Annotated in this window: 21 protein-coding genes; 11 read left to right on the forward strand and 10 right to left on the reverse strand. The window is 62.9% G+C overall.

Annotated features, from left to right (window positions below):
- Positions 1-94: 94 nt before the first annotated feature.
- The 7 genes from SAS01S_RS12985 to SAS01S_RS13015 all read right to left on the reverse strand — a co-directional run bounded on the left by SAS01S_RS12985 (position 95) and on the right by SAS01S_RS13015 (position 5,103).
- Positions 95-853, reverse strand: a complete 759-nt coding sequence (locus SAS01S_RS12985; protein ID WP_066808815.1) for a phosphoadenylyl-sulfate reductase — start codon at positions 851-853, stop codon at positions 95-97.
- Positions 846-1,271, reverse strand: coding sequence for a DUF934 domain-containing protein (locus tag SAS01S_RS12990; protein ID WP_066808818.1), 426 nt, complete (start codon positions 1,269-1,271; stop codon positions 846-848). The genes SAS01S_RS12985 and SAS01S_RS12990 overlap by 8 nt, the downstream gene beginning before the upstream one ends.
- Positions 1,264-2,898, reverse strand: a complete 1,635-nt coding sequence (locus SAS01S_RS12995; protein ID WP_066808820.1) for a nitrite/sulfite reductase — start codon at positions 2,896-2,898, stop codon at positions 1,264-1,266. The genes SAS01S_RS12990 and SAS01S_RS12995 overlap by 8 nt, the downstream gene beginning before the upstream one ends.
- A 265-nt stretch (positions 2,899-3,163) precedes the next feature.
- Positions 3,164-3,460 (reverse strand): DUF2849 domain-containing protein, encoded by a 297-nt coding sequence (locus SAS01S_RS13000; protein ID WP_066808822.1) that lies wholly within the window; start codon positions 3,458-3,460, stop codon positions 3,164-3,166.
- Complete coding sequence (gene cobA, locus SAS01S_RS13005; protein ID WP_066808826.1) at positions 3,457-4,245, reverse strand: uroporphyrinogen-III C-methyltransferase; 789 nt, start codon at positions 4,243-4,245, stop codon at positions 3,457-3,459. The genes SAS01S_RS13000 and cobA overlap by 4 nt, the downstream gene beginning before the upstream one ends.
- 81 nt (positions 4,246-4,326) lie before the next feature.
- On the reverse strand, positions 4,327-4,515 hold the full coding sequence (locus SAS01S_RS13010; RefSeq protein ID WP_066808829.1) for a hypothetical protein: 189 nt from the start codon (positions 4,513-4,515) through the stop codon (positions 4,327-4,329).
- Between the two features lie 54 nt (positions 4,516-4,569).
- Positions 4,570-5,103: an AAA family ATPase gene (locus SAS01S_RS13015; RefSeq protein WP_066808831.1), complete on the reverse strand. Its 534-nt coding sequence runs from the start codon at positions 5,101-5,103 to the stop codon at positions 4,570-4,572.
- Positions 5,104-5,259: 156 nt separating this feature from the next.
- Here SAS01S_RS13015 and SAS01S_RS13020 point away from each other — a divergent pair, with 156 nt between their 5' ends.
- The 4 genes from SAS01S_RS13020 to SAS01S_RS13030 all read left to right on the forward strand — a co-directional run bounded on the left by SAS01S_RS13020 (position 5,260) and on the right by SAS01S_RS13030 (position 10,812).
- Positions 5,260-5,487 (forward strand): hypothetical protein, encoded by a 228-nt coding sequence (locus SAS01S_RS13020; protein WP_157082809.1) that lies wholly within the window; start codon positions 5,260-5,262, stop codon positions 5,485-5,487.
- 55 nt (positions 5,488-5,542) lie between these two features.
- Positions 5,543-9,763: an RHS repeat-associated core domain-containing protein gene (locus SAS01S_RS13025; RefSeq protein ID WP_084238962.1), complete on the forward strand. Its 4,221-nt coding sequence runs from the start codon at positions 5,543-5,545 to the stop codon at positions 9,761-9,763.
- A 496-nt stretch (positions 9,764-10,259) separates the two neighbouring features.
- On the forward strand, positions 10,260-10,391 hold the full coding sequence (locus tag SAS01S_RS23425; RefSeq protein ID WP_500799083.1) for a DUF3761 domain-containing protein: 132 nt from the start codon (positions 10,260-10,262) through the stop codon (positions 10,389-10,391).
- Positions 10,392-10,497: 106 nt separating this feature from the next.
- Entirely contained in the window at positions 10,498-10,812 is a 315-nt protein-coding gene (locus SAS01S_RS13030; protein WP_066808846.1) for a Rap1a/Tai family immunity protein, read from the forward strand.
- 13 nt (positions 10,813-10,825) lie between these two features.
- Here SAS01S_RS13030 and astD read toward each other — a convergent pair whose 3' ends face one another.
- Both astD and SAS01S_RS13040 read right to left on the reverse strand, forming a co-directional pair.
- On the reverse strand, positions 10,826-12,238 hold the full coding sequence (astD, locus tag SAS01S_RS13035; RefSeq protein ID WP_066808849.1) for a succinylglutamate-semialdehyde dehydrogenase: 1,413 nt from the start codon (positions 12,236-12,238) through the stop codon (positions 10,826-10,828).
- Between the two features lie 12 nt (positions 12,239-12,250).
- Positions 12,251-13,648 carry a protein adenylyltransferase SelO gene (locus SAS01S_RS13040; protein WP_066808852.1) on the reverse strand — a complete coding sequence of 466 codons (1,398 nt, stop codon included), beginning with the start codon at positions 13,646-13,648 and terminating at the stop codon, positions 12,251-12,253.
- A gap of 8 nt (positions 13,649-13,656) precedes the next feature.
- Here SAS01S_RS13040 and SAS01S_RS13045 point away from each other — a divergent pair, with 8 nt between their 5' ends.
- From SAS01S_RS13045 to SAS01S_RS13065, 5 genes are all read left to right on the forward strand, one after another.
- Positions 13,657-14,574, forward strand: coding sequence for an alpha/beta fold hydrolase (locus SAS01S_RS13045; protein WP_439646842.1), 918 nt, complete (start codon positions 13,657-13,659; stop codon positions 14,572-14,574).
- 63 nt (positions 14,575-14,637) lie between these two features.
- Positions 14,638-15,780, forward strand: coding sequence for a glycoside hydrolase family 130 protein (locus tag SAS01S_RS13050; protein WP_066808856.1), 1,143 nt, complete (start codon positions 14,638-14,640; stop codon positions 15,778-15,780).
- Positions 15,781-15,895: 115 nt separating this feature from the next.
- Positions 15,896-17,032: a glycosyltransferase family 4 protein gene (locus tag SAS01S_RS13055; protein ID WP_066808859.1), complete on the forward strand. Its 1,137-nt coding sequence runs from the start codon at positions 15,896-15,898 to the stop codon at positions 17,030-17,032.
- 67 nt (positions 17,033-17,099) lie between these two features.
- The gene (locus SAS01S_RS13060; RefSeq protein WP_066808862.1) at positions 17,100-18,503 is read left to right on the forward strand and encodes an NAD(P)H-dependent flavin oxidoreductase; all 1,404 of its coding nucleotides are present in this window, start codon (positions 17,100-17,102) and stop codon (positions 18,501-18,503) included.
- Between the two features lie 72 nt (positions 18,504-18,575).
- On the forward strand, positions 18,576-19,274 hold the full coding sequence (locus SAS01S_RS13065) for a glutamine amidotransferase (protein ID WP_066808864.1): 699 nt from the start codon (positions 18,576-18,578) through the stop codon (positions 19,272-19,274).
- Between the two features lie 29 nt (positions 19,275-19,303).
- Here SAS01S_RS13065 and SAS01S_RS13070 read toward each other — a convergent pair whose 3' ends face one another.
- Entirely contained in the window at positions 19,304-20,296 is a 993-nt protein-coding gene (locus tag SAS01S_RS13070) for a 2-hydroxyacid dehydrogenase (protein WP_066808866.1), read from the reverse strand.
- Positions 20,297-20,398: 102 nt separating this feature from the next.
- Here SAS01S_RS13070 and SAS01S_RS13075 point away from each other — a divergent pair, with 102 nt between their 5' ends.
- Positions 20,399-20,899: an SH3 domain-containing protein gene (locus SAS01S_RS13075; protein ID WP_066808901.1), complete on the forward strand. Its 501-nt coding sequence runs from the start codon at positions 20,399-20,401 to the stop codon at positions 20,897-20,899.
- Complete coding sequence (locus SAS01S_RS13080; protein WP_066808868.1) at positions 20,899-21,354, forward strand: GNAT family N-acetyltransferase; 456 nt, start codon at positions 20,899-20,901, stop codon at positions 21,352-21,354. The genes SAS01S_RS13075 and SAS01S_RS13080 overlap by 1 nt, the downstream gene beginning before the upstream one ends.
- The last annotated feature ends 128 nt before the right edge of the window (positions 21,355-21,482 follow it).

A 21,482-nucleotide genomic window follows, 5' to 3' on the forward strand; every position in this document is an offset into this window, starting at 1 on the left:
CCTTCGGCTCGCTCGACCCTCTCCCAACCTCGGCTAGGCGGCGAGCCGCCAAGCTGCGGTATCCCTCTCCCTATCCAGGGAGAGGGTGATCAGGTCAGAATACCGGCTCTTCGCCCGGCTTTTCGGGCACGTGGATCCCGCATTCGGTCTTTTCCCACCCGCGCCAGCGACCCGCGCGCGGATCCTCGCCGGGGAGCACTTTGGACGTGCAGGGCTGGCAGCCGATCGACGGATAGCCTTCGGCCTCGAGCGGATGGCGGGGCAGATCGTTTTCGTCGAAATAGGCGTCGAGATCGGCCTTCACCCAGTCGCCGAGCGGATTGACCTTGAGCCGGCCGTCCTCGATCTCGAACCGCGCGATGTTCTGGCGGGTCTGCGACTGGAACGCCTTGCGCCCCGAAATCCAGCTGTCGAGCCCGGCCTTGGCGCGCTTCAGCGGCTCGACCTTGCGGATTTCGCAGCAGCCGTCGGGGTCGTAGGACCAGCGCAATTCCTGCGCGTCCTTGGCCGCCAGCACGACCGGGTCGGGCTTGACCGTGCGGCTGTCGGACAACCCGAACGTCTCCATCAGGAGATCGCGATAGTCGAGGGTTTCGGGAAACATCCTGAGCGTGTCGACGAACACCACCGGCGTCGCCGGATTGGCCCGGGCGACGAGGTGGAGCAGCACCGCGCTTTCGGTCCCGAACGACGACACCACCGCCGTGTTGCCGAGAATCCCTTCCGCAAACAGCGTCTTCAGCATGTCGAGCGTGTCGACCCCCGCGAAGCGCGCGTTGAGCGCGTCCGCATCGGCCTGGGTAAAGGCCGGGGAGGTATCGATCACGTCGATCTTGCGCAGCGCTTCACCCATGCCGCAATTTCCACACCGGCACCGCGCCATCGGCGGCGGTCTGGTAGCGATATTGGTAGCGGTTGAGGCTGGCTTCGAGCACCGCCGGGTCAATCGGCGCATAGGGAGCGAAGCCATCGAAGCCGCAGCGGCGCATATGGTCGATCTGGTCGACCAGCACGTCGCCAGTGGCGCGAAGCTCGCCTTTATAGCCCGCCTCGCGCAGGATCTGCGCCGACGAATAGCCGCGGCCGTCGCGGAAGCGCGGGAAATCGATCTCGATCAAGGTGATATGATCGAGATGCGGGAGCAAGGCGCGCGCGTCCTCGCCGGCTTCGAGCCGCACCGCCGACGAATTCGCCCGGTCGAGGAACGCGTCGAGCGTGACCGCGGGCTCTTCGGCCGGATCGTCGTCGCGGAAGCGCAGCGGATCACCCATAAATCGCCTCCTTGAACGGATCGAAGCCGACGCGGCGATAGGTGTCGAGGAAACGCTCTCCCTCGTCGCGCAGCTCGAGATATTTGTCGGTGACGCGCTCGACCGCGTCGACGATGCCGTCCTCGTTGAACCCAGGCCCGGTGATCTTGCCGAGGCTGGCATCCTCCGCGCCCGAGCCGCCGAGCAGTAGCTGATAATTCTCGGTGCCTTTCTTATCGACGCCCAGGATGCCGATATGGCCGGCATGGTGGTGTCCGCAGGCGTTGATGCAGCCCGAGATCTTGAGCTTCAATTCGCCCAATTCACGCTGGCGGCCGAGATCGGCAAAGCGCGTCGCTATCTTCTGCGCGACCGGGATCGAACGGGCATTGGCCAGGCTGCAATAATCGAGACCGGGGCAGGCGATGATGTCGCTGATCAGGTCGAGATTGGCGGTCGCGAGGCCGGCCGCGTCGAGTGTCTGCCACAGCGTGTGGAGATCGGCCTTGCGCACATGCGGCAGGACGATGTTCTGGGCATGCGTCACGCGCAATTCGTCGAAACTGTAGCGCTCGGCGAGATCGGCCATCAGCTCGATCTGCTCGGCGGTGGCGTCGCCGGGGATGCCGCCGACCGGCTTCAGGCTGATATTGACGATGGCATAGCCCGGCGCCTTGTGCGCCTTGACGTTCTGGTCGAGCCAGACCGCGAAATCGGGATCGCTGCGGTCGATCTCGTCGCTCAACCCGGTCTCGAACGGCGGCGGCGCGAAATAGGCGGCGATGCGGTCGAATTCCTCGCGCGGCACGTTGGTGCCGTTCTGCAGGATGTGCTGCCACTCGGCCTCGACCTGGCGCGTAAATTCCTCCTGGCCGAGGTCGTGGACCAGGATCTTGATGCGTTGCTTGTGGATATTGTCGCGGCGTCCGTTGCGGTTCCACACGCGCAGCGCCGCCTCGATATAGCTGAACAGGTCATCAGCGGGCAGGAAGTCGCGGATCAGTGGTGCGACGAAGGGCGTACGGCCCATGCCGCCGCCGATATAGACTTCGAAGCCGAGCTCGCCGGCCGCGTTCTTGACCAGTTTGAGCCCGATATCGTGCAGGCGGATCGCGGCGCGATCCTCGTCCGCGGCGGTCACCGCGATCTTGAACTTGCGCGGCAAATAACTGAATTCGGGGTGAAAGGTGGTCGCCTGGCGGATCAGCTCGGCCCAGGGGCGCGGATCGCACACTTCGTCCGCCGCGGCGCCGGCATATTGATCCGACGACAGGTTGCGGATGCTCTCGCCGGAGGTCTGGATCGCGTGCATTTCGACCGTCGCGAGATCGGCGAGGATGTCGGCGGCCTGTTCGAGCTTGATCCAATTGTACTGGACGTTCTGGCGCGTGGTGAAATGGCCGTAGCCGCGGTCATACTTGCGCGCGATATGCCCCAGCATCCGCATCTGGCGGCCGTCGAGCGTGCCATAGGGGATCGCGACGCGCAGCATATAGGCGTGCAGCTGGAGATAGAGCCCGTTCTTGAGCCGCAGCGGCTTGAACTGGTCGTCGGTGAGTTGACCCGCGAGACGGCGGCGCGCCTGGTCGCGGAATTCCTCGACGCGCGCGTCGACGATTGACTGATCGTATTTGTCGTAGCGGTACATCAGTGGGTGGCCCTGATTTGATTCACGCGGAGGCGCGGAGGCGCGGAGATTTGACTCGCACGAAGGCGCAAAGGCGCGAAGAGTAGGTTCGCGCAGAGGCGCAGGGAACGCAGAGAAGGTTCGCGCGATAGCGCGCTTCGAACGTAAATCGCCGAGGAGTAAGGGGCTGCTGGCGCAGCCGGGCGAGACACCTCCGCGCCCTCCGCGCCTCCGCGCGAACCAATCTCTTTTCTTCTTAGCGCCTTAGCGTCTTCGTGCGAGAAACTCATATCACCCAGTTCCCCGCATTCGGATCACTCGGCTTGAGCGTCAGATCGGGCCGCACCGTCGGCCCGAGTGCGCGGATGCGATCCTTGATGTGCGCGGGGCGCGGGCCATCCGCCGTTTCGGTCGCGTCGAGAATATAGCCGCCATTGACCCGGCACGCGCCGTCTTCGGCGTGAAGGATCGCTTCGCCGCGGTCGCCGACATCGACGGCGTCCTCGACATGGCGCGACCAGCCGCTGCCGGTCCACCAGATCACGTCGCCGGTCGGCAGGTCGTTACCGGTCAAAATCTTCACGCTGCTGCCTCCGCCATCTTCGCCCAGCGTGCGAGCTTGTCCTCGGCATCGGACAATTCGACCACCTCGCCGACGACGATGATCGCCGGGCTCTGTACCTTCTCGCGCTCGACCATCGGGCCAAGGTCGGCGAGCAACGTCTTGATCGCGCGATGCCCGACCAGCGTGCCGCGCTCCAGCACCGCCACCGGCATGTCGGGGGCGACGCCGTCGGCCATCAATTTGTCGGCAATATCGGGGCAGGTCGCGACGCCCATATAGATGACGAGCGTGCGGCCCTTGCCGGCCAGTCCCGACCAATCCTGGTCGGCCAGGCCCTTGCACTGGCCGGCGACGAAGCTGACCGCCGACGAATGATCGCGATGGGTGAGGGGCAGCATCGCCTCCGCCGCGCAACCGAGCGCGGCCGACACGCCGGGAATCACCTCGACCGGCAGGCCGGCGGCGCGCACCGCCTCCACCTCTTCGCCGCCGCGGCCGAAGATGAACGGATCGCCGCCCTTCAGCCGCACGACGATCGATCCGGCCTTCACATGCGCGACGATCAGCGCGTTGATCGCGTCCTGCGACAGAGTGTGCTTGCTGCGCTGCTTGGCGACCGAGATGCGGTGGGCGTCGGCCGGTGCGATGTCGAGCACGGCCGGGTCGATCAACCCGTCGTGCACGACCACATCGGCGCTTTTCAGCGCCTCGACCGCGCGAACGGTGAGCAGGCCGGGGTCGCCGGGGCCGGCACCGACCAGGATGACGCGGCCACGCGCGTGCGGATCGAGAAGTGTCGCCATGATGCTGGGCAGATGGGCCGCGTACGCGATCCGGGCAACCGACGCTTGCTACTGGCTGGAATAGCGAAACTTTGCGGCGCGTCAGTCCTTGGCCGCCGCCTTGCCGTTCGCGAGCTCCTGAGACCGGCGCATCAGGCGCATCGCCTCGTCGATCAGCTCGCCGACGAACACCGGATCGGTCTTGCCCACCGCGATGGTCAGGCAATTGCCGGCTTCGGTTTTCAGGCGGAGCGCGCGGGAAGGCAGGGCGACGTCGTTGGCAGGTTTCACATCCCGGCTAATTCACGAATCGCGAACGGGTTCCACATCTCGTCGCAAGTCGATTCAGCTCGTCCCGACCCGTTCGAGGATGAAGGCGAGGCGTTCGGCGACGCTGACCTTTGGCAGCAGGATCACCTCGTAACCGAGCGCCGGATAGGCGGCGGCGAGCCGATCATATTCGGCGACCGCGGACGCGAAATCGTGCCGCCGCTCGACATCGGAGACGAAAAGTTCGGGCCAGGGTGGGGCGAGGAAGACAGGGTTGGAATAATGGCAGGGCGCGGCAAGAGCGGTCAGCACCTTTTCGCCCGTTAGGTGTTCGAGCGCAACGGCGGCGTCGATCAGCCCGCGATCGAAGAAAACGGGGCCGGGTAGGGCGCGTGCCGCGTCATGATCCTGCCTGGCCAGCGCGGTGATCCGGCGCGCAAAGGCGATGCCGTCGACCCACGGCAAGGCGTCACCGCCCGACGCCAGCTCTTCGCGCACGACGCGCCGGCCCGGCTCCTCGATCGTGGCGAAGCCGCGCCGGGCGAGTGCGGCGAGCAAGCTTGACTTCCCACCGCCTGAGCAACCGGAAATGACGAAGAAGTCACTCATGCGCCCAGGCTCCAAAGTGGAGGGATGAAGAAGCCGTGACACGACCGGCCTTCTTGTCCAGAACGGACACGATTTGTTGGTTTATCAAATAGTTTCCATTGCCAAGTTGGAGATTGTGAAACAGCCTCTGCCGTGGTCCGAATCAGGGGGCAAACAATGGCTCGATTAGCTACGGCGCTGACTGTCTGCGCCGGTTCGATGGTGCTCGCCGCAATGGCGACCGGCATGGCCGGGGCATCCGAGACGGTCAATTACACCTACGACGCCAAGGGGCGACTGGTGAAGGTCGCGCATTCGGGCACGGTCAACAACAATGTCGTCTCGAATTACAGCTTCGACAAGGCGGATAACCGCGTCAACGTGAACGTCACCGGCGCGCCTTAATTCCTAGCGGCACCGTCCGAGCGCAACCTCAATCTGATTTCGAAAGGCTTGAACAATGACGACCTCGACCTCTGTCGAGCGCGGACGGGTACGTGCGCGCCGTGTGATTCTCTCGGTGTCAACGATCCTGTGTTCCGGCTTGGCCGCGCCCGCTTTCGCCCAGAGTGCTCCACCACCGTATGTCGATGTCGACAAGAATGGTGTGGATCTGGTCAGCGGTAACTATGTGACGACGCTGACCGAAGGCACGATCGGTTCCGGTGAGGGTGCCGTCAGCGTCCAGCGGAGCACGACTGGCTCCTCGAATTGGGTCGGGAATTGGTCGGGCGGCCTCTTGTTTCAGACCGTCGGTAGCACGACGACGGCGTATGCCATTTTCGGTTCCATAGCCGACGACTTCTCGGTCAGTGGGTCCGCCTACACATCCAAAAAGGGAAACGGCGCCACGCTCGTCGCGGCTGGTGCAGGTTATTTGTATACGGCGGCTGACGGCACGAAGATAAATTATACCACGATTTCTAATAAAAAACCGACTCTTGGACTACCGGTTAAGGGTTTTGCATGCTCAGCATATGCAAATTTTACGTGCGCAATCCCCATTTCGGTTACAAAACCTAACGGAATGACATTTACGATTAACTGGACGTATACCGGAACGTCGTTCGCTTATTATAGATTTTTGGGCGTTACTAGTTCGTCTGGATATGGATTTACAATCCATTATTTGTCCGACATTGGAGGTGGCGCTTCCCCTCCGCCAACAGATTGGTATAAAAAAACCAATATCACGTTCAGTAATACGAACAATCCGCCCGCCTCGCCGCCTGTGGTGACCTATCCGACACCGGCTTCAGACTATCCGGATTTCACCGACCCCGCCGGGAGAGCGTGGCATTTCGGCGGCAGCAACGGCGCTCCGCTAACAAGCATCCAGCGTCCGGGCGCCAGTACCGCATCCACCACGATCAGCTATAGCGGCGCGCCGGTTTGGGTATCGTCGATCACGATCGACGGCGTTACGACCAACTATTCGCGCGTGGTCGCTGGATCGGTCGCGACCACGACGATCACCGACGCGCTGTCCAATCAGATGATCGCCGAAGCCGACCTGACGGTCGGACGGGTGACCAAGCTGACCGAAGTGCGCGCGGCCGGGAACCGGGTCACTACCTTCACCTATGACACCAGCGGGCGGTTGACCGAGGTCGCCTATCCCGAAGGTAACAAGGTTCAGTATATTTACGACGCGCGTGGCAACGTGACTACGACGACGCTCAAGGCCAAGCCCTCGGTCGGCGGCACCGACATCGTCACTACGGCTGCCTTCGACACGACTTGCACCAACGTCGTGAAATGCAACCAACCCAATTCCACCACGGACGCGAAGCTCAATCAGACCGACTACACCTATGATACCACCACGGGCCAGCTCACCAGCGTGACCGCGCCTGCCGCGACGGCGGGCGCCAATCGGCCCCAGACGCGGTACAACTATACCGCGACCGGCGGCGTCTCGATGCTCACCGGGATTTCGCAATGCCAGACCGGGGCAAGCTGCACCGGAACGGCCGACGAAATGAAGACGACAATCGGCTATAACGCTAACCTGTTGCCCAATAGCATCTCCAAGGGGGCGGGCGATAACAGCCTAACTGCGACGACGACGGCAACCTATGATGCGGTTGGCAACCTCTTGACTGTCGACGGCCCGCTGTCCGGCAGCGACGACACGGTTACCTATCGCTACGATGCCGATCGCGAACGTGTTGGAGCGATCTCGCCCGACCCTGACGGCGCGGGAGCGCTGAAGCGGCGCGCGATCCGCACGACCTACAATAATGACGGCCAGCCGACCTTGGCCGAAGCTGGAACGGTGAACGGTACCGCCGACACCGACTGGTCGGCGTTTGTCTCGCTGCAACAGCAAGCCACGACCTATGACGTCAACGCGCGCAAAGCGACTGACAGCATCAGCGGCGGTGGTACGACCTACAGCCTTACCCAATACAGCTACGATGCCGACGGCCGGCTGGATTGCACGGCGGTGCGGATGAAGCCGAGCACTTATGGCTCTCTGCCTTCGGCCTGCACGGCGACGACAGGCACCGGTGACGCCGACCGCATCACCAAGATGGCTTACGACAACGCGGGTCGCACGACCAAAACCACCTCGGCCTATGGAACAGCAGATGCTTCGGACGATGTAACCACAACCTATAGTGACAACGGCAAGGTTGCGACGGCGACCGACGCAAATGGCAACAAGACCACCTACACCTATGACGGGTTCGATCGGCTTTGGAAGACAAACTATCCGTCGCCGACCAAGGGCTCAGGAACGAGCTCGGTCACCGATTACGAGCAGTTCACCTATGACGCCAACGGCAACATCACGAACAAACGTCTGCGCGATGGCGGCACGATCGCTCTCGGGATCGACAACCTCAACCGCGTGACCTCACGCACCGAGAACGGTTCGCTGAGCCGGCAATACGGCTATAATCTCTTCAGTGAACTGACCGGCGCAAGCTGGGCCGGTGGCGGTTCGCCCGAAACGCTCACATACGACGCCCTGGGTCGGCTGACCTCGCGCGCGGAGCCGTACACGACACTCACCTATCAGTACGATGCTGCCGGTAACCGCACGCGTGTGACTTGGCCTGATGGGCTTTACATCGGTTATAATTACGACCCGTTGAACGAGATGACCACGGTCGTCGAGAACGGGTCAACGACGCTTGCGACCTATGGCTATGATGATCAGGGCCGCCGCACGAGCCTGACCCGCGGCAATGGAACGGCGAGCTATTACAGCTATGATGGCGCGTCGCGCCTGATGTGCCTTCGACTCGATCTAGCCGGCGGCGGCACGCTCGACTGCACGCCGACAGCGAGTGGCCAGGACAATGCAACCACCTTCGGCTATAACCCAGCGGGTCAAATCGTGTCGCGTACCAGTGCGAACACCGCTTATGCTTGGACGGGCAGCGCGACCGTCAACCGCCCGTACCCAACAAACGGGCTCAACCAGTACACTGCCTCGGGCAGCACGAGCCTGGGCTATGACGGGCGGGGCAATCTCAACGTTTCTGACAGCTCAACCTTTGGCTATGACGCAGTTAACCACCTCGTTTCGACGAACCTTGCAGCCAGCGTTCTGGAATATGGCTCGTTGGACGAGTTGCAGGGGTACAACCTCTCTTCCACCTATCCTCGGTTCGCCAGCGATGGTGGCAATATCATCGGGGAATATCTGTGGGGAGCGCCGTCTACTCTGCAACGCCGGTACGTCTACGGTGCTGGCACGGACGAGCCGTTGGTCTGGTACGAAGGCTCCGGCACGACCGACAGGCGTTGGCTGGTGGCCGACGAGCGCGGCTCGGTGGTCGCGGTGACTAATGCTAGTGGCAGCGCCACCGACATCAATACGTATGACGAATACGGCATCCACGGCGGCAACAATCAGGGGCGGTTCCAATATACCGGACAAGCCTGGCTGCAGGAACTTGGGCTCTCTTATCATAAAGCGCGGATGTATTCGCCGACGCTTGGGCGGTTCATGCAGACCGATCCGATCGGTTATGCCGATGGGATGAACTGGTACAATTATGTGGACGGCGATCCAGTCAATGCCACAGACCCAACGGGCTTTTATAACTGCGAGAGGGACTTCCATAGGGTTACGATCGTTCCTGAGCAGCATATCACTCATTCGGATGGTACTATTGAAATTATCGGCGCCCAATGTGGAGGGCCCGAAAATCTTGTTCAATCCGGCGGCGGATCAGTTGGTGGAGGGGGGCCAGGCGGCAGCGGTGGAAAAGGACCAGCATCAGACCTGTCGACCGACAATGTACAATGTCCGCCTGCACGTCCGAGTTTGCGGTTGCCGGACTTCATAGCGATCAGTGGATCTATACCAATACCTAATCCGCTGACCGGCCCCTTTGTTGGTCCGGGGATTTCACTTACAGCAGACCGATACGGAAACGACTATTTCTCTCTAAGCCTTGTAGGGGGCGGACCCACTGCTCTTGGAGGCAGCGCGATGGCTGGTTGGGTCAACGGTACAGTGTTGAGACCAAGCGAATCGCAACTAGGTAGTATTCTCTCAGGTTGGGGATTAGACGTTTGCGGAGGTTTTGTGGGTGGTATCTGCCAAGGAGGAAATTCATCCGGAGAAACTGTTAGGCTGGGGGCTACGACACCAGGAGCTGCGGCGAGCGTAGGTTATACCTGGAAAATAGCGAGATTAACTCCTGCTTGGTGTATGTGATCCTATGGAAAAAATTCATTTCTACGGGGCCTTGGCTATATTGGGTTGTTTTGGCTCTGCGCTGGCCTTTTCTTCTAAAAGAATTGTCTCGCTATTGTCTCTGTCGATGAAAAAGTATCGATCATCGGCGCCGTTCTCTAAATTTGTGGAATCCCGATCCTATATTTATTCTCTAACGATAGTCGGATATTTAATAATGGCGGTTGCGGTGATACTAGCGATGTCTCCTTTGTTTTCGTAATTGCGCGTTTAAGGCCGGGGTAGAGGTGCCATATTGAAGAGTAAGGGCGGCTGACCAATCTGCCAAGAATGGGGGCAGGGTTAGGGAAGAGCCAATCTCAGGGAGCAGAGGGGAAGGGCCACAAGGCTTTTATTCGCCGCTTTTGCACTGGTCGCTCTGACGGCCTCGGCCACGGCAGATGCACGTCAGCATTCTCGATACAGCTACGGCCCAGTCGGTTCGTCAGAATATTATACGGCCCGCAGCGGCCATCGCGTGCACCGCCCGACGCAGGCCGCGCGCGGGCGCGCAGGCGCCAGCGCGAAGTGCCGCGACGGCTCGTGGAGCTTCAGCGAAAGCCGTCGGGGTACGTGTTCCTGGCATGGCGGTGTCGCGCGTTGGCTTTGAGCGTCTCAATCCCGGCCGGTCGCGCCTGTGGGCTGCTCCAAGGAAGCATGCGCTCTACTGACGCGTTCGAGCTACGCGGCTCTTAGTTTGTGCGGGAGGGAGAGATATGATCAGTCTGACGATGATGTTGGGAAGCCTCGTGTTTCTAAACGGCTGGGAACTCAACGCCAAATGCAGAAGCAGGAATGCGACGGAACAAGGCATCTGCGGAGGCTACATCATCGGCGTCTCAGATACGTTCAACAAGTTGCTGTCGATGAAAGTGATCAAGTCGGTCATTTGTTTGCCGACAAGCGCGACCCAGATTCAGATCATCGACGCCACCGTCAAATATATTCGCGACAATGCAGATACAGTCGGTTCTGACGCGAGCGTGGTCGTGTCAGCGGAATTACGGTGCCACTTTACTAAATACACTTAACTAGCGACCACGCTCACTCCTCGCGCAACCCCACCGCGATCGACGCGCGCGCCTGGTCCGCCTCGTTCGACACCACCGGATACGCGCAATAATCCGCCGCATAATAAGCGCTCGGCCGGTGGTTGCCGCTCCACCCCACACCCCCGAACGGCGCCGCCGAACTCGCCCCATTCGTCGGCCGGTTCCAGTTGACGATCCCCGCGCGCGCGTTCGCCCAGAAGCGGTTGTAGAGGTCGGGGTTCTGGCTGATCAGGCTGGCGGACAGGCCGTAGCGCGTGTTGTTCGCCTCCGCGATTGCCTCGTCGAAATCGGTCGTGCGGATCACCTGGAGGATCGGGCCGAATAATTCGATGTCGGGGCGGTCCTTCATGTCGGTCGCGTCCAGGATGCCCGGGGTCAGGAATGGTTTGTCGTCGAACGGGCGCTCCATGTGCCGCAAGGGCCGGCCACCGCGCATCATCAGTTCGAGAAAGCTCTCGGTGAGCAGATCGGCGACCTCATTGTCGATCACCGGGCCCATGAAGGGCTGCGGGTCGGCGTGCGGATCGCCGACGATCAACCGGCCGGTGAGCTTGAGCAGCTCGGCCATTAGCGGCTCGTACAATGCCTCGTCGACGATCAGCCGGCGGGCGGCGGTGCAGCGCTGGCCCGCGGTGGTGAAGGCGGACTGGATGATCACGATCGCCGCGGCGTAGAGATCGGGCGTGTCCCACACGATGATCGGGTTGTTGCCGCCCATTTCGAGCGCGAGGATCTTTTCGGGACGGTCGGCGAATTGGCGGTTGAGCGCGATGCCGGTGCGCGCCGATCCGGTGAACAACAGGCCGTCGATACCGTCATGCCCGGCCAGCGCCTTGCCCTCGGCCGGGCCGCCGATCAGCAATCGCGCGCAGCCCTGGGGTACGCCTGCCTCGTGCAGGCAATCGATCATGAAGGCGCCCGTCGCGGGCGTCTTTTCCGACGGCTTGAACACCACCGCATTGCCCGCGATCAGCGCGGGGACGATGTGGCCGTTGGGCAGGTGGGCGGGGAAATTGTACGGCCCCAGCACCGCGAGCACGCCATGCGGCTTGTGGCGCAGCGCCATGCGGCTGCCCATCGGGGAATCGAGCTGGCGCTGGCCGGTGCGCTCGGCAAAGGCGCCGGCCGAAATGTCGACCTTGGCGATCACCGAATCGACCTCGGTCTTGGCTTCCCATAGCGGCTTGCCGGTCTCGCGCGCGATCAGGTCGGTAAAGGCATCGGTGCGCGCGCGGACGACATTGGCATAGCGGCGCAAGGTCTCGATGCGGAAGGTGACCGGCTTGGCTGCCCATTCGGCCCAGCTCTCGCGCGCGGCCGCCACTTCGCTATCGGCATCGCCGATCGCGTGGCGCCACAGCAAGACGCCGGTCGCCGGTTCGTAGGAAAGGAGTTCATCCGACATCGATCACGGTCCCTAGCCGTTCGCCGCGGCCGCCGCCAGCGGCTCGCCCGCCAACGCCAGACCCATTTCGCGTATCGCGGCGACCTTGGCGTAGAGCGGCGCCCAATCGTCCCGTTCGTCGACTGCCGACCAGATCGTCTCGACCTCGTCGATCAGCATCGAACAGGGTTCGCCCGACCAGTAAGGATGCGAACGGTCGGACCGGGGCGCGTAGGCGGCTAGGGCATTGCGGACCTCGTCCCATGCCTGGCCATAGCTGTCGGGCAATTGGCCGCCGAAGGCGTCGAAGAAGAAGCGGTCGATCCCGGTCGCGGTGGCGCGCAATACCGGCTCGATCGTCCGGACCAGCGCGCGGTCGCTGTCGGGATCGCGCGGGGTCAGGCCGAGCCGCCACAGGATCGCGTCGCTGACCGCGCGCTGATAGCGGTCGCCGAACGTGTCGAGCACCGCGATCAGCGGCTCGGCGTCGCAGATCGGGCGGAGCGCGACCGCCAGTTGCATCGCGTCCCAATGGATTGCTTCCGGCTGGCGGCCGAATGCGTAGAGCCCAGCATGGTCGAAATAGGCGGCGGTGAAGCCTGGATCCCAAGTCGGGGTGAAGCGCCACGGTCCATAATCGAAGCTTTCGCCGGTGACGTTGATATTGTCCGAATTGAGCACGCCATGGACGAAGCCCGCCGCCATGTATCTGCCGGCGAGCGTCGCCGTCCGGCCAACCACCAGATCGAGCAGACGGACCGGGGCATCGTCGCCGGGCTTTTCGCCGTACAGCCGGAGCAGCGCATAGCCGGTCAGCGCGCGCAGTGCCGCTTCGTCGCGGAAATAGGCCAGCCGCTGGAACGTGCCGATGCGGACATGGCTGTGGCTGAGCCGCACCAGCACCGCGGACCGCGTGGGAGAGGGCTCGTCGTTGCGTTCCAGCGCTTCGCCGGTTTCGATCAGCGAGAAGGTGCGCGAGGTGGGGACGCCGAGCGCCTCGAGCATCTCGGTCGCCAGGATTTCGCGTATCCCGCCCTTTAGCGTCAGCCGTCCATCGCCGAACCGGCTATACGGTGTCTGGCCGGATCCCTTGGTGCCCAGGTCCATCAATCGACCGTCCGTGCCCAGCATCTGCGCGAACAGGAATCCGCGGCCGTCGCCGATATCCGGATTGTAGTTGCGGAACTGGTGGCCGTGATAGCGCAGCGCCAGCGGCTCGGGCAGCGAGCCCGACAAGGGCGCGAACCGCCCGAAATGCGCGATCCACTCCTCGTCGGTCAGCGTCTCGAGCCCGACCTCAGCCGCGGCGCGATCGTTGCGATAGCGCAGGATCGTCTGGGGAAAATCGGCCGCGGGGACGCGATCGTAAAACGCATCCCCGAGATCGAGGATTGCTGTTTCGGGGCGATAAGCTTGCGGTCGCGCGGTCATGCGGCAATATGGGTGGACCGGCCGCGGGGACGCAACCATTGTCAGCTTATGAAAATCGCTACTGGTGGTCCAACGACGAAGTGCGGCTGCATTGCCGGGACTATCCCGGGCGTGGCGGCGACGGTGGCGGGCGTCCGCCGATCGTCTGCCTCCCCGGCCTGACTCGCAACGCCCGTGATTTCGAGGACGTTGCCGAGCGGCTGTCTTCCGACTGGAGGGTGATTGTCGTCAATCTGCGGGGACGCGGCGAGAGCGGCTATGCCAAGGACCCGATGTCCTATGCGCCGCTGACCTATGTCCAGGACGTCGAGGCGCTGCTCGCCGAACTGGCGATCGACCGCTACGTCGCGTTCGGCACGTCGCTGGGCGGGATCGTCACCATGCTGCTGGCGGGCACCGGGCGCGAGAAATTGGCCGGCGTGCTGCTCAACGATGTCGGGCCGGAGATCGAGCCGGCGGGATTGGGGCGGATCCGATCCTATGTCGGCCGCGCCAATACTTGGCCGACCTGGATGCATGCGGCGCGCGGGGTTCAGGAAGCCAATGCCGACGTCTATCCGCACTATGGCATCGAAGAATGGCTGGCGATGGCCAAACGGCTGTATCGCCTGAACAGTTCGGGGCGGATCGTGCTCGATTACGACATGAAGATCGCCGAGCCGTTCCGTGTCCCGGGAAACGAGGCTGGCCCCGATATGTGGCGGGCGCTCGACGCGCTGAAAGAGGTGCCGGCGCTGATCCTGCGCGGTGCCCGCTCGGACGTCCTGTCGGCGGCAACCGCCGAGAAGATGGCGGCGCGGCTCGATCACGCCGAACTGGTGACGGTGCCCGATGTCGGTCACACGCCGACACTGATGGAGCCCGAAGCGATCGCTGCGATCGATCGCCTGCTCGACCGGGTGGCGAAGGAACCCGCCACGGCGTGACGCGTCTTTCCCGCTCACAGGGCCGAAACGTGCGACGATGACGCCACTGCTCAAGGGCGACGAATGACCCCAATGTTCGATCAGATTATCTTCGACCCGCGCGACGTCGATCTCTCGAAGGGGCCGTTGGCGGGGCATATCGATGCCGAGACCTATTGTCTGGGCGCGTTCAACCCCGGCCTGACGCGGCTGCCCAACGGCAATCTGCTGATGATGGTGCGGATCGCCGAGGCGCTGAGGACGCCGATCGTCGACCAGAAGATCCATTCGATCCGCTGGGTACCCAGCGACGGCACGGCTGCCGATGCCGGCAGATATTGCCTCGATCCCTGGCCGTTGGAGATGGTCGATACCGCCGACCCGCGGAAATTCATGATGCGCGGCGGCGGGTGGAAAGTCATGGCGCTGACCAGTCTGTCCTGGCTGTTGCCGGTTGAACTCGATGCCGAGGGTCGGTCGGTGGTCGACGTCCATTATCGCCAGGCGATCGCGCCGCGCGCCTCCTACCAATGCTATGGCGTCGAGGACGCTCGGATCAGCCGGATGGACAATCGCTGGTTGATGACGACCTGCTCTGTCAGTCCGGAGCGGCATTCGACCACGCTCTATTCCTCCAACGACGCGCGCGACTGGCTGCTCGAAGGGATCGTGCTCGATCATCAGAACAAGGACATGCTGATCTTCGAAGACCAGATCGGCGCCAATTACTGGGCGCAAACGCGGCCGCTGGGAGACCTCTATTTCGCCTATCCACCGGGTAGCGAGTGGCGCGCGGGTCCGTCGATCAACCTCGCTACCTCGCCCGACGCACTCCATTGGAAGCCGCACGAAAAGCCGGGCATTCGACCGCATGCGGCTACGCTGGCGACCGCGCGCATGGGCGGGGGGACTCCGCCGGTGCTGACCGATCGCGGCTGGCTTTCCTTGTGGCACGGGGTCGAGCCTTATGGCGTGGTCGGCATCTATCGAACCTATTGGTCGCTGCTCGACGCGCGCGACCCATCGGTCACGATAGCGACCAGCGATACGCCGCTGTTGCAACCCGCGCCGCATCTGACCGATCCGATCAAGGACTTGATGTATCTGGACAACGTCGTCTTCACGACCGGCATTGCCGATGCCGGCGATCATTTCGTCATCGCGAGCGGCGAGGCCGACCTCGCGTGCCGCATCACCCATGTGCCCAAGAGCGTGTTCGGTCTATAATTCCCCTCCCGCTTGCGGGAGGAGTTAGGGGAGGGCATGTGCGACTCCCTACGCCGGGTCCAACAGACTCTCCTCCAACCCCTCCCGCAAGCGGGAGGGGAGTCCAAGGTTCGCCATGCCTACCCCGCTCAATATTCTGCACATGCATTCGTCGTTCAACCTGGGCGGAAAGGAAGCGCGCTCGGTTCAGTTGATCAATGCGTTCGGCGATCGCGCGCGACATACGATCGTGTCCGGCATACCCGACCAATATTCGGCGCGCGACGCGATCGCGCAGGGGATCAGCTATGAAATCGCGCAGAACCCGCCGCAGTTGACGGGGCGTCCGTCGGTTGGCCGGTACGAGGCGATCGCCAAATATATGAGGCGGTTCGATTTGGTGCTGAGCTATAATTGGGGCGCGATCGACGCCGTGATGGCCAAGCGCGTATTTCCGAAGAACTTGCCGCCGGTCATTCACCACGAAGATGGCTTCAATGCCGACGAGGCGATGAAGCTCAAGCCGCAGCGCGCGGTCTATCGTCGCATGGCGTTCCCCGCTGCCTTTGCGGTGGTGGTACCGTCGATGACGCTCGAATGGGTGGCGACCAATGTCTGGAAGCAATCGGCGCCGCGGCTGCGCCGGATTCCCAACGGCATCAACACCGCGCTATACACGCAAAAGCCAAATCCCAAGGCGATACCGGGCTTGGTTCGTAAACCCGGGGAAGTGATCGTCGGCGCGCTGGCCGGGTTGCGCGAGGTCAAGAACATGCCGGCTTTGGTGCGTGCGACCGCCGGCTGCTCGGCGCGCGTGCGGCTGGTGATCGTCGGCGAGGGGCCCGAGCGGGCAAAGATCGAGATGGCGGCGCGCGCGCTCGAAATGCAAGACAAGGTGCTGTTGCCTGGCTTCCTACCCGAGCCGCACAACTATGTCGGGCTGTTCGACATCATGGCGCTGTCGTCATTGAGCGAGCAATTCCCGATCTCCGTGGTCGAGGGAATGGCGGCGGGATTACCGATCGCTTCCGTCCCGGCCGGCGACATTCCACATATGGTGAGCGAGGAGAACCGCCCCTACATCACGCCGCATTCGGGCGAGGTCGACCTGCGCGACGCGATCCAGACGCTGGCGGCCGATGCCAAGCTTCGCGCGGTGGTGGGCAAGGCCAACCGCGCCAAGGCGGTCGCCGACTATGATGACAAGGCGATGATCGCCGCCTATGCCCATTTATACGAGCAAGCATTGGGCAGGGCAGGCGCTCTGTCCTGAGGAGTATTTTGCTCGCCTCCAGGCAGCGAAACGCTATAGGCTGCGTTATTGGTCGCAGGAGAGTTACGTGTTCAAGGGCTTGACGCCTATCGTCTATAATGGTCGCGAGGTATGGCCGCTGGTGGAAGGCGGCAAGGGCGTTGCCGCGACCAACCATGCCAGCGCCGGCGCCTGGGCCGCCGCGGGCGGCATCGGCACGGTCTCCGCGGTCAATGCCGACAGCTACGATCCCGAAGGCAAGATCATTCCCCAGGTGTACAAGGCGCTGACGCGCCGCGAGCGCCACGAGGAACTGGTCGAATATGCGATCGAAGGCGCTGTCCAGCAGGTCAAGCGCGCGTTCGAGATCGCCGGCGGCAAGGGCGCGATCAACATCAATGTGCTGTGGGAAATGGGCGGCGCGCAGCGCGTGCTACACGGCGTGCTCGAACGCACCCGCGGATTGGTGGCGGGCGTCACCTGCGGCGCCGGCATGCCCTACAAGCTCAGCGAGATCGCCGCGTCGTACAACGTCAACTATCTGCCGATCGTCAGCTCCGGCCGGGCCTTCCGTGCGCTGTGGAAGCGTGCTTATTCGAAGGCGGCGGAATGGCTTGCAGCGGTGGTGTATGAGGATCCGTGGCTAGCCGGCGGGCATAATGGCCTGTCGAACGCCGAAAACCCGCTCGTGCCGCAAGACCCCTATCCGCGCGTCAAGGAATTGCGCGAGACGATGCGCGAAGGCGGCATCTCGGACGACGTGCCGATCGTGATGGCGGGCGGCGTGTGGTTCCTGCGCGACTGGAACGACTGGATCGACAATCCCGAACTCGGCAAGATCGCTTTTCAATTCGGCACGCGCCCGCTGCTGACGCGCGAAAGCCCGATCCCGGAGGCTTGGAAAGCGCGGCTGACGCAGATCGAGGAGGGCGCTGTGCTGCTGCACCGGTTCTCGCCGACCGGTTTCTATTCGTCGGCGGTGCGTAATCCGTTTCTGCGTTCGCTCGAAGCGCGGTCGGACCGCCAGATCGCTTTCTCTACGCAGGAAGCGGGCGATCACACCTTCCAGCTCGACGTCGGGGTGAAGGGCAAGAATTTCTGGGTGACCAGGAACGACCTGCTCCGCGCGCGCGAATGGTTCGGCCACGGCTTCACCGAAGCGCTGAAGACCCCCGACAACACTTTAGTGTTCGTGTCGCCGGCCGAGAAATCGGAGATTCGCAAGGACCAGGCCGATTGTATGGGCTGCCTGTCGCAATGCCTGTTCTCGAGTTGGGCCGACAGCGAGACCAATTCGACCGGGCGGCTGGCCGACCCGCGCAGCTTCTGCATCCAGAAGACGCTGCAGGACATCGCGCATGGCGGAGATGTCGACCAGAATCTGATGTTCGCCGGGCATGGCGCGTATAATTTCAAGAAGGATCCGTTCTATTCGAACGGTTTCGTGCCGACGGTTAAGCAATTGGTCGATCGCATCCTGACCGGGGATTGATCAAAGATAGAATGCGGGGCAGGCCAAGTGGAGCTTGGTTGCGATGCAGCACGAAGGCGTTAGCGTAATAGGGTGAAGCGCGCACTTGTTCTCCGCCACGTCGATCATGAAGGCATTGCCGGCTATCGCGAGCCGATCGAAGCGGCGGGGTACGTCATCGACCGTGTCGCCGCGCACCACGCCGGATGCGCCGCGCTCGACACGCTGTCGCCCGACCTGCTCGTGGTGATGGGCGGGCCGATGGGCGTCTACGATACCCATCGATTCCCCTGGCTGAGCGATGAAATCGAGGTACTACGCCGGCGGCTGGCGGCCGATCGCCCCACGCTTGGCGTATGCCTGGGCAGCCAATTGATTGCCGCCGCACTGGGCGCGGATGTGCGCAAAGGGCCGGAGCGCGAGATCGGATTTGCGCCCGTGGCGCTGACCGATGCGGGCAAAGCGGGGCCATTGCGCCATCTCGATGGCGTCGATCTGCTGCATTGGCACGGCGATACTTTCGACGTACCAGATGGCGCCGAATTGCTGGCAACAACAACACCCTATGCTCAGGCGTTCTCACGCGGCCGCAACTTGCTCGCGCTGCAATTCCATGCCGAAATGGGGGAGGATGAGCGGTTCGAACATTGGCTTGCCAATGACGGCGCGGATATCGCCGAAGTCGGATCGACGCCCGATGCGTTACGCGCTGCCCATGACCGGTTTGGTCCGCCTGCGGTGGTGGCGGGGCGGGCGATGATCGGCGAGTGGCTGGCCGGGCTCGGCGGCTGATCGGGGCTCGGCAGGCGGCCTGCCGAAGATCAGATCCAGCCTTCCAGAACTTGATCGGGCGGGCGATGGCCGTCGGCCCAATGCTGGATATTGCTAATGACGCGCTCGCCGGTCGCGGCGCGCGCTTCGAACGTCGCCGATCCCATGTGCGGCAGCAGCACGACGTTGGGCAATGCGAGCAGGCGTGGGTCGATTTCCGGCTCATGTGCGAACACGTCGAGTCCGGCACCGGCGATCTTGCCGCGTTCGAGCGCGTCGATCAGCGCGGTTTCGTCGATCGCCGATCCGCGTGAGGTGTTGACGATATAGGCCTGGGGCTTGAGCAGCGACAGCCGGCGCGCGTCGATCAATTGTTCGGTCTGGTCGGTGTGCGGCGTGTGGATCGAGATGAAATCGGACCCCGCCAACATGTCGTCGAGATCGGCATGCCAGGTCGCTGCGAGCTCCTGCTCGACGCTTTCGGGCAAGCGATGGCGATTATGGTAATGGACGGTGAGGCCAAAGCCGCGCGCGCGCACGGCGACCGCCTGGCCGATCCGCCCCATGCCGACGATGCCCAAGGTCTTGCCGCCGATACGGTGGCCAAGCATCGCGCCCGGGCTCCATCCGCTCCACTGGCCCGACCGCGCGAGCTTCTCGCCTTCGGCCAGGCGGCGCGGGACCGACAGGATCAGCGCCATCGTCATGTCGGCGGTGTCGTCGGTCAGCACGCCCGGCGTGTTCGTCACCAGGATGCCACGCGCGCGCGCCGCCTTCAGGTCGATATGGTCGACGCCGTTGCCGAAATTGGCGATCAGCTTGAGCCGCTCGCCGGCGGCTTCGATCAGGTCGGCGTCGATCGTGTCGGTGACGGTTGGGACCAGCACGTCGGCGTCCTGGACCGCGGCGACGAGTTCGTCGCGGGTCATCGCGATATCCTGGCGATTGAGGCGCGCGTCGAACAATTGCGCCATGCGGTCCATCACCGCATCGCTCAGCTCGCGCGTCACGATCACCCGAGGTTTGCGCTTGGACCCGGCCATGCGCTCGGCTTGGCGGCTTCACGGGTTTTGGTCAATGCGGTTGATGCACTGCGACGCCTGCGCAATAGGTACGAATCGATTGTGGCGTAAAAGGGGATGGCCATGCGTATCGGCTGGGGGTTGTCGGGAATCGCGGCGGCTGTGATTGCGGTGCCGGCGATTGCCGCGCTGGTGGAAAAGAAGCCGCCTTATTTCGCATCGATCAATGCCAAGTCCGCGTTCATGCGCACCGGCCCGAGCCGGATCTATCCGGTCAGCTGGAAATACCAGCGCCAGGGTCTGCCGGTGAAAGTGATCGAGAATTACAAGGAAAAGGGCGGCGGCGCCTATTGGCGCAAGGTCGAGGATCCGGGCGGGACGCAGGGCTGGATGCAGGCCAATTTGATCAGCGACCAGCGCACCGCGATGGTGATGGGTGATGTGGTTGAATTGCGCGACTCACCGCGCTTCGCCGGCAAGATCAATTGGCGGGCGGAGCCGGGCGTGATCGGCCGCGTCAGCAAGTGCGGCGACGGCTGGTGCTATTTCGATGTGACGGGGCGCGGCGGCTTTGTCGAAGTGAGCCACCTATGGGGCGTCGATTCGGCCGAAACGATCGAGTGATGCGGATCGAGTTGGATGACGTCTCGCGGCCGCAGGTGGTCGCGCTGGTCGAATATCATCTCCGCTCAATGCACGAGATTTCGCCGCCCGACAGCGTTTTCGCGCTCGATTTGTCGGGGCTGAAGCATCCGAGCGTGACGTTCTGGACCGTGTGGGATGGCGATGACCTGCTCGGCATGGGCGGGTTGAAGCAACTCGGCGCCGAGCATGGTGAGATCAAATCGATGCGCACCGCGCCGAGCGCGCTCCGCCGCGGCGTGGCGCGCGCGATGCTCGACCATATTCTGCAGGAAGCGCGGGGAAGAGGCTTTCGCCGTCTCAGCCTAGAAACGGGCAGCAATGCGCCGTTCGCGCCAGCCTGGGCGTTGTACGAACGTGCCGGGTTCGTGCCGTGTGGCCCGTGTGGACCTTATACAGATATCCGTTTCAGCCGGTATTTCAGCATCGATCTTTGATCCGAACGATCGGCGCTTGTTGACGGGCGCCGCTAAGCCGACGTTCCGCGGGCGCGCCGGCAGTCCGCGCATTTGGTTCCACTCGTCTCAAATCGTGGAACTTTTTCAAAGTGGCAGATTTTACCCGT

Origin of the sequence: Sphingomonas asaccharolytica NBRC 15499 (assembly GCF_001598355.1) — a bacterium.
Taxonomy (GTDB): Bacteria; Pseudomonadota; Alphaproteobacteria; order Sphingomonadales; family Sphingomonadaceae; genus Sphingomonas; species Sphingomonas asaccharolytica.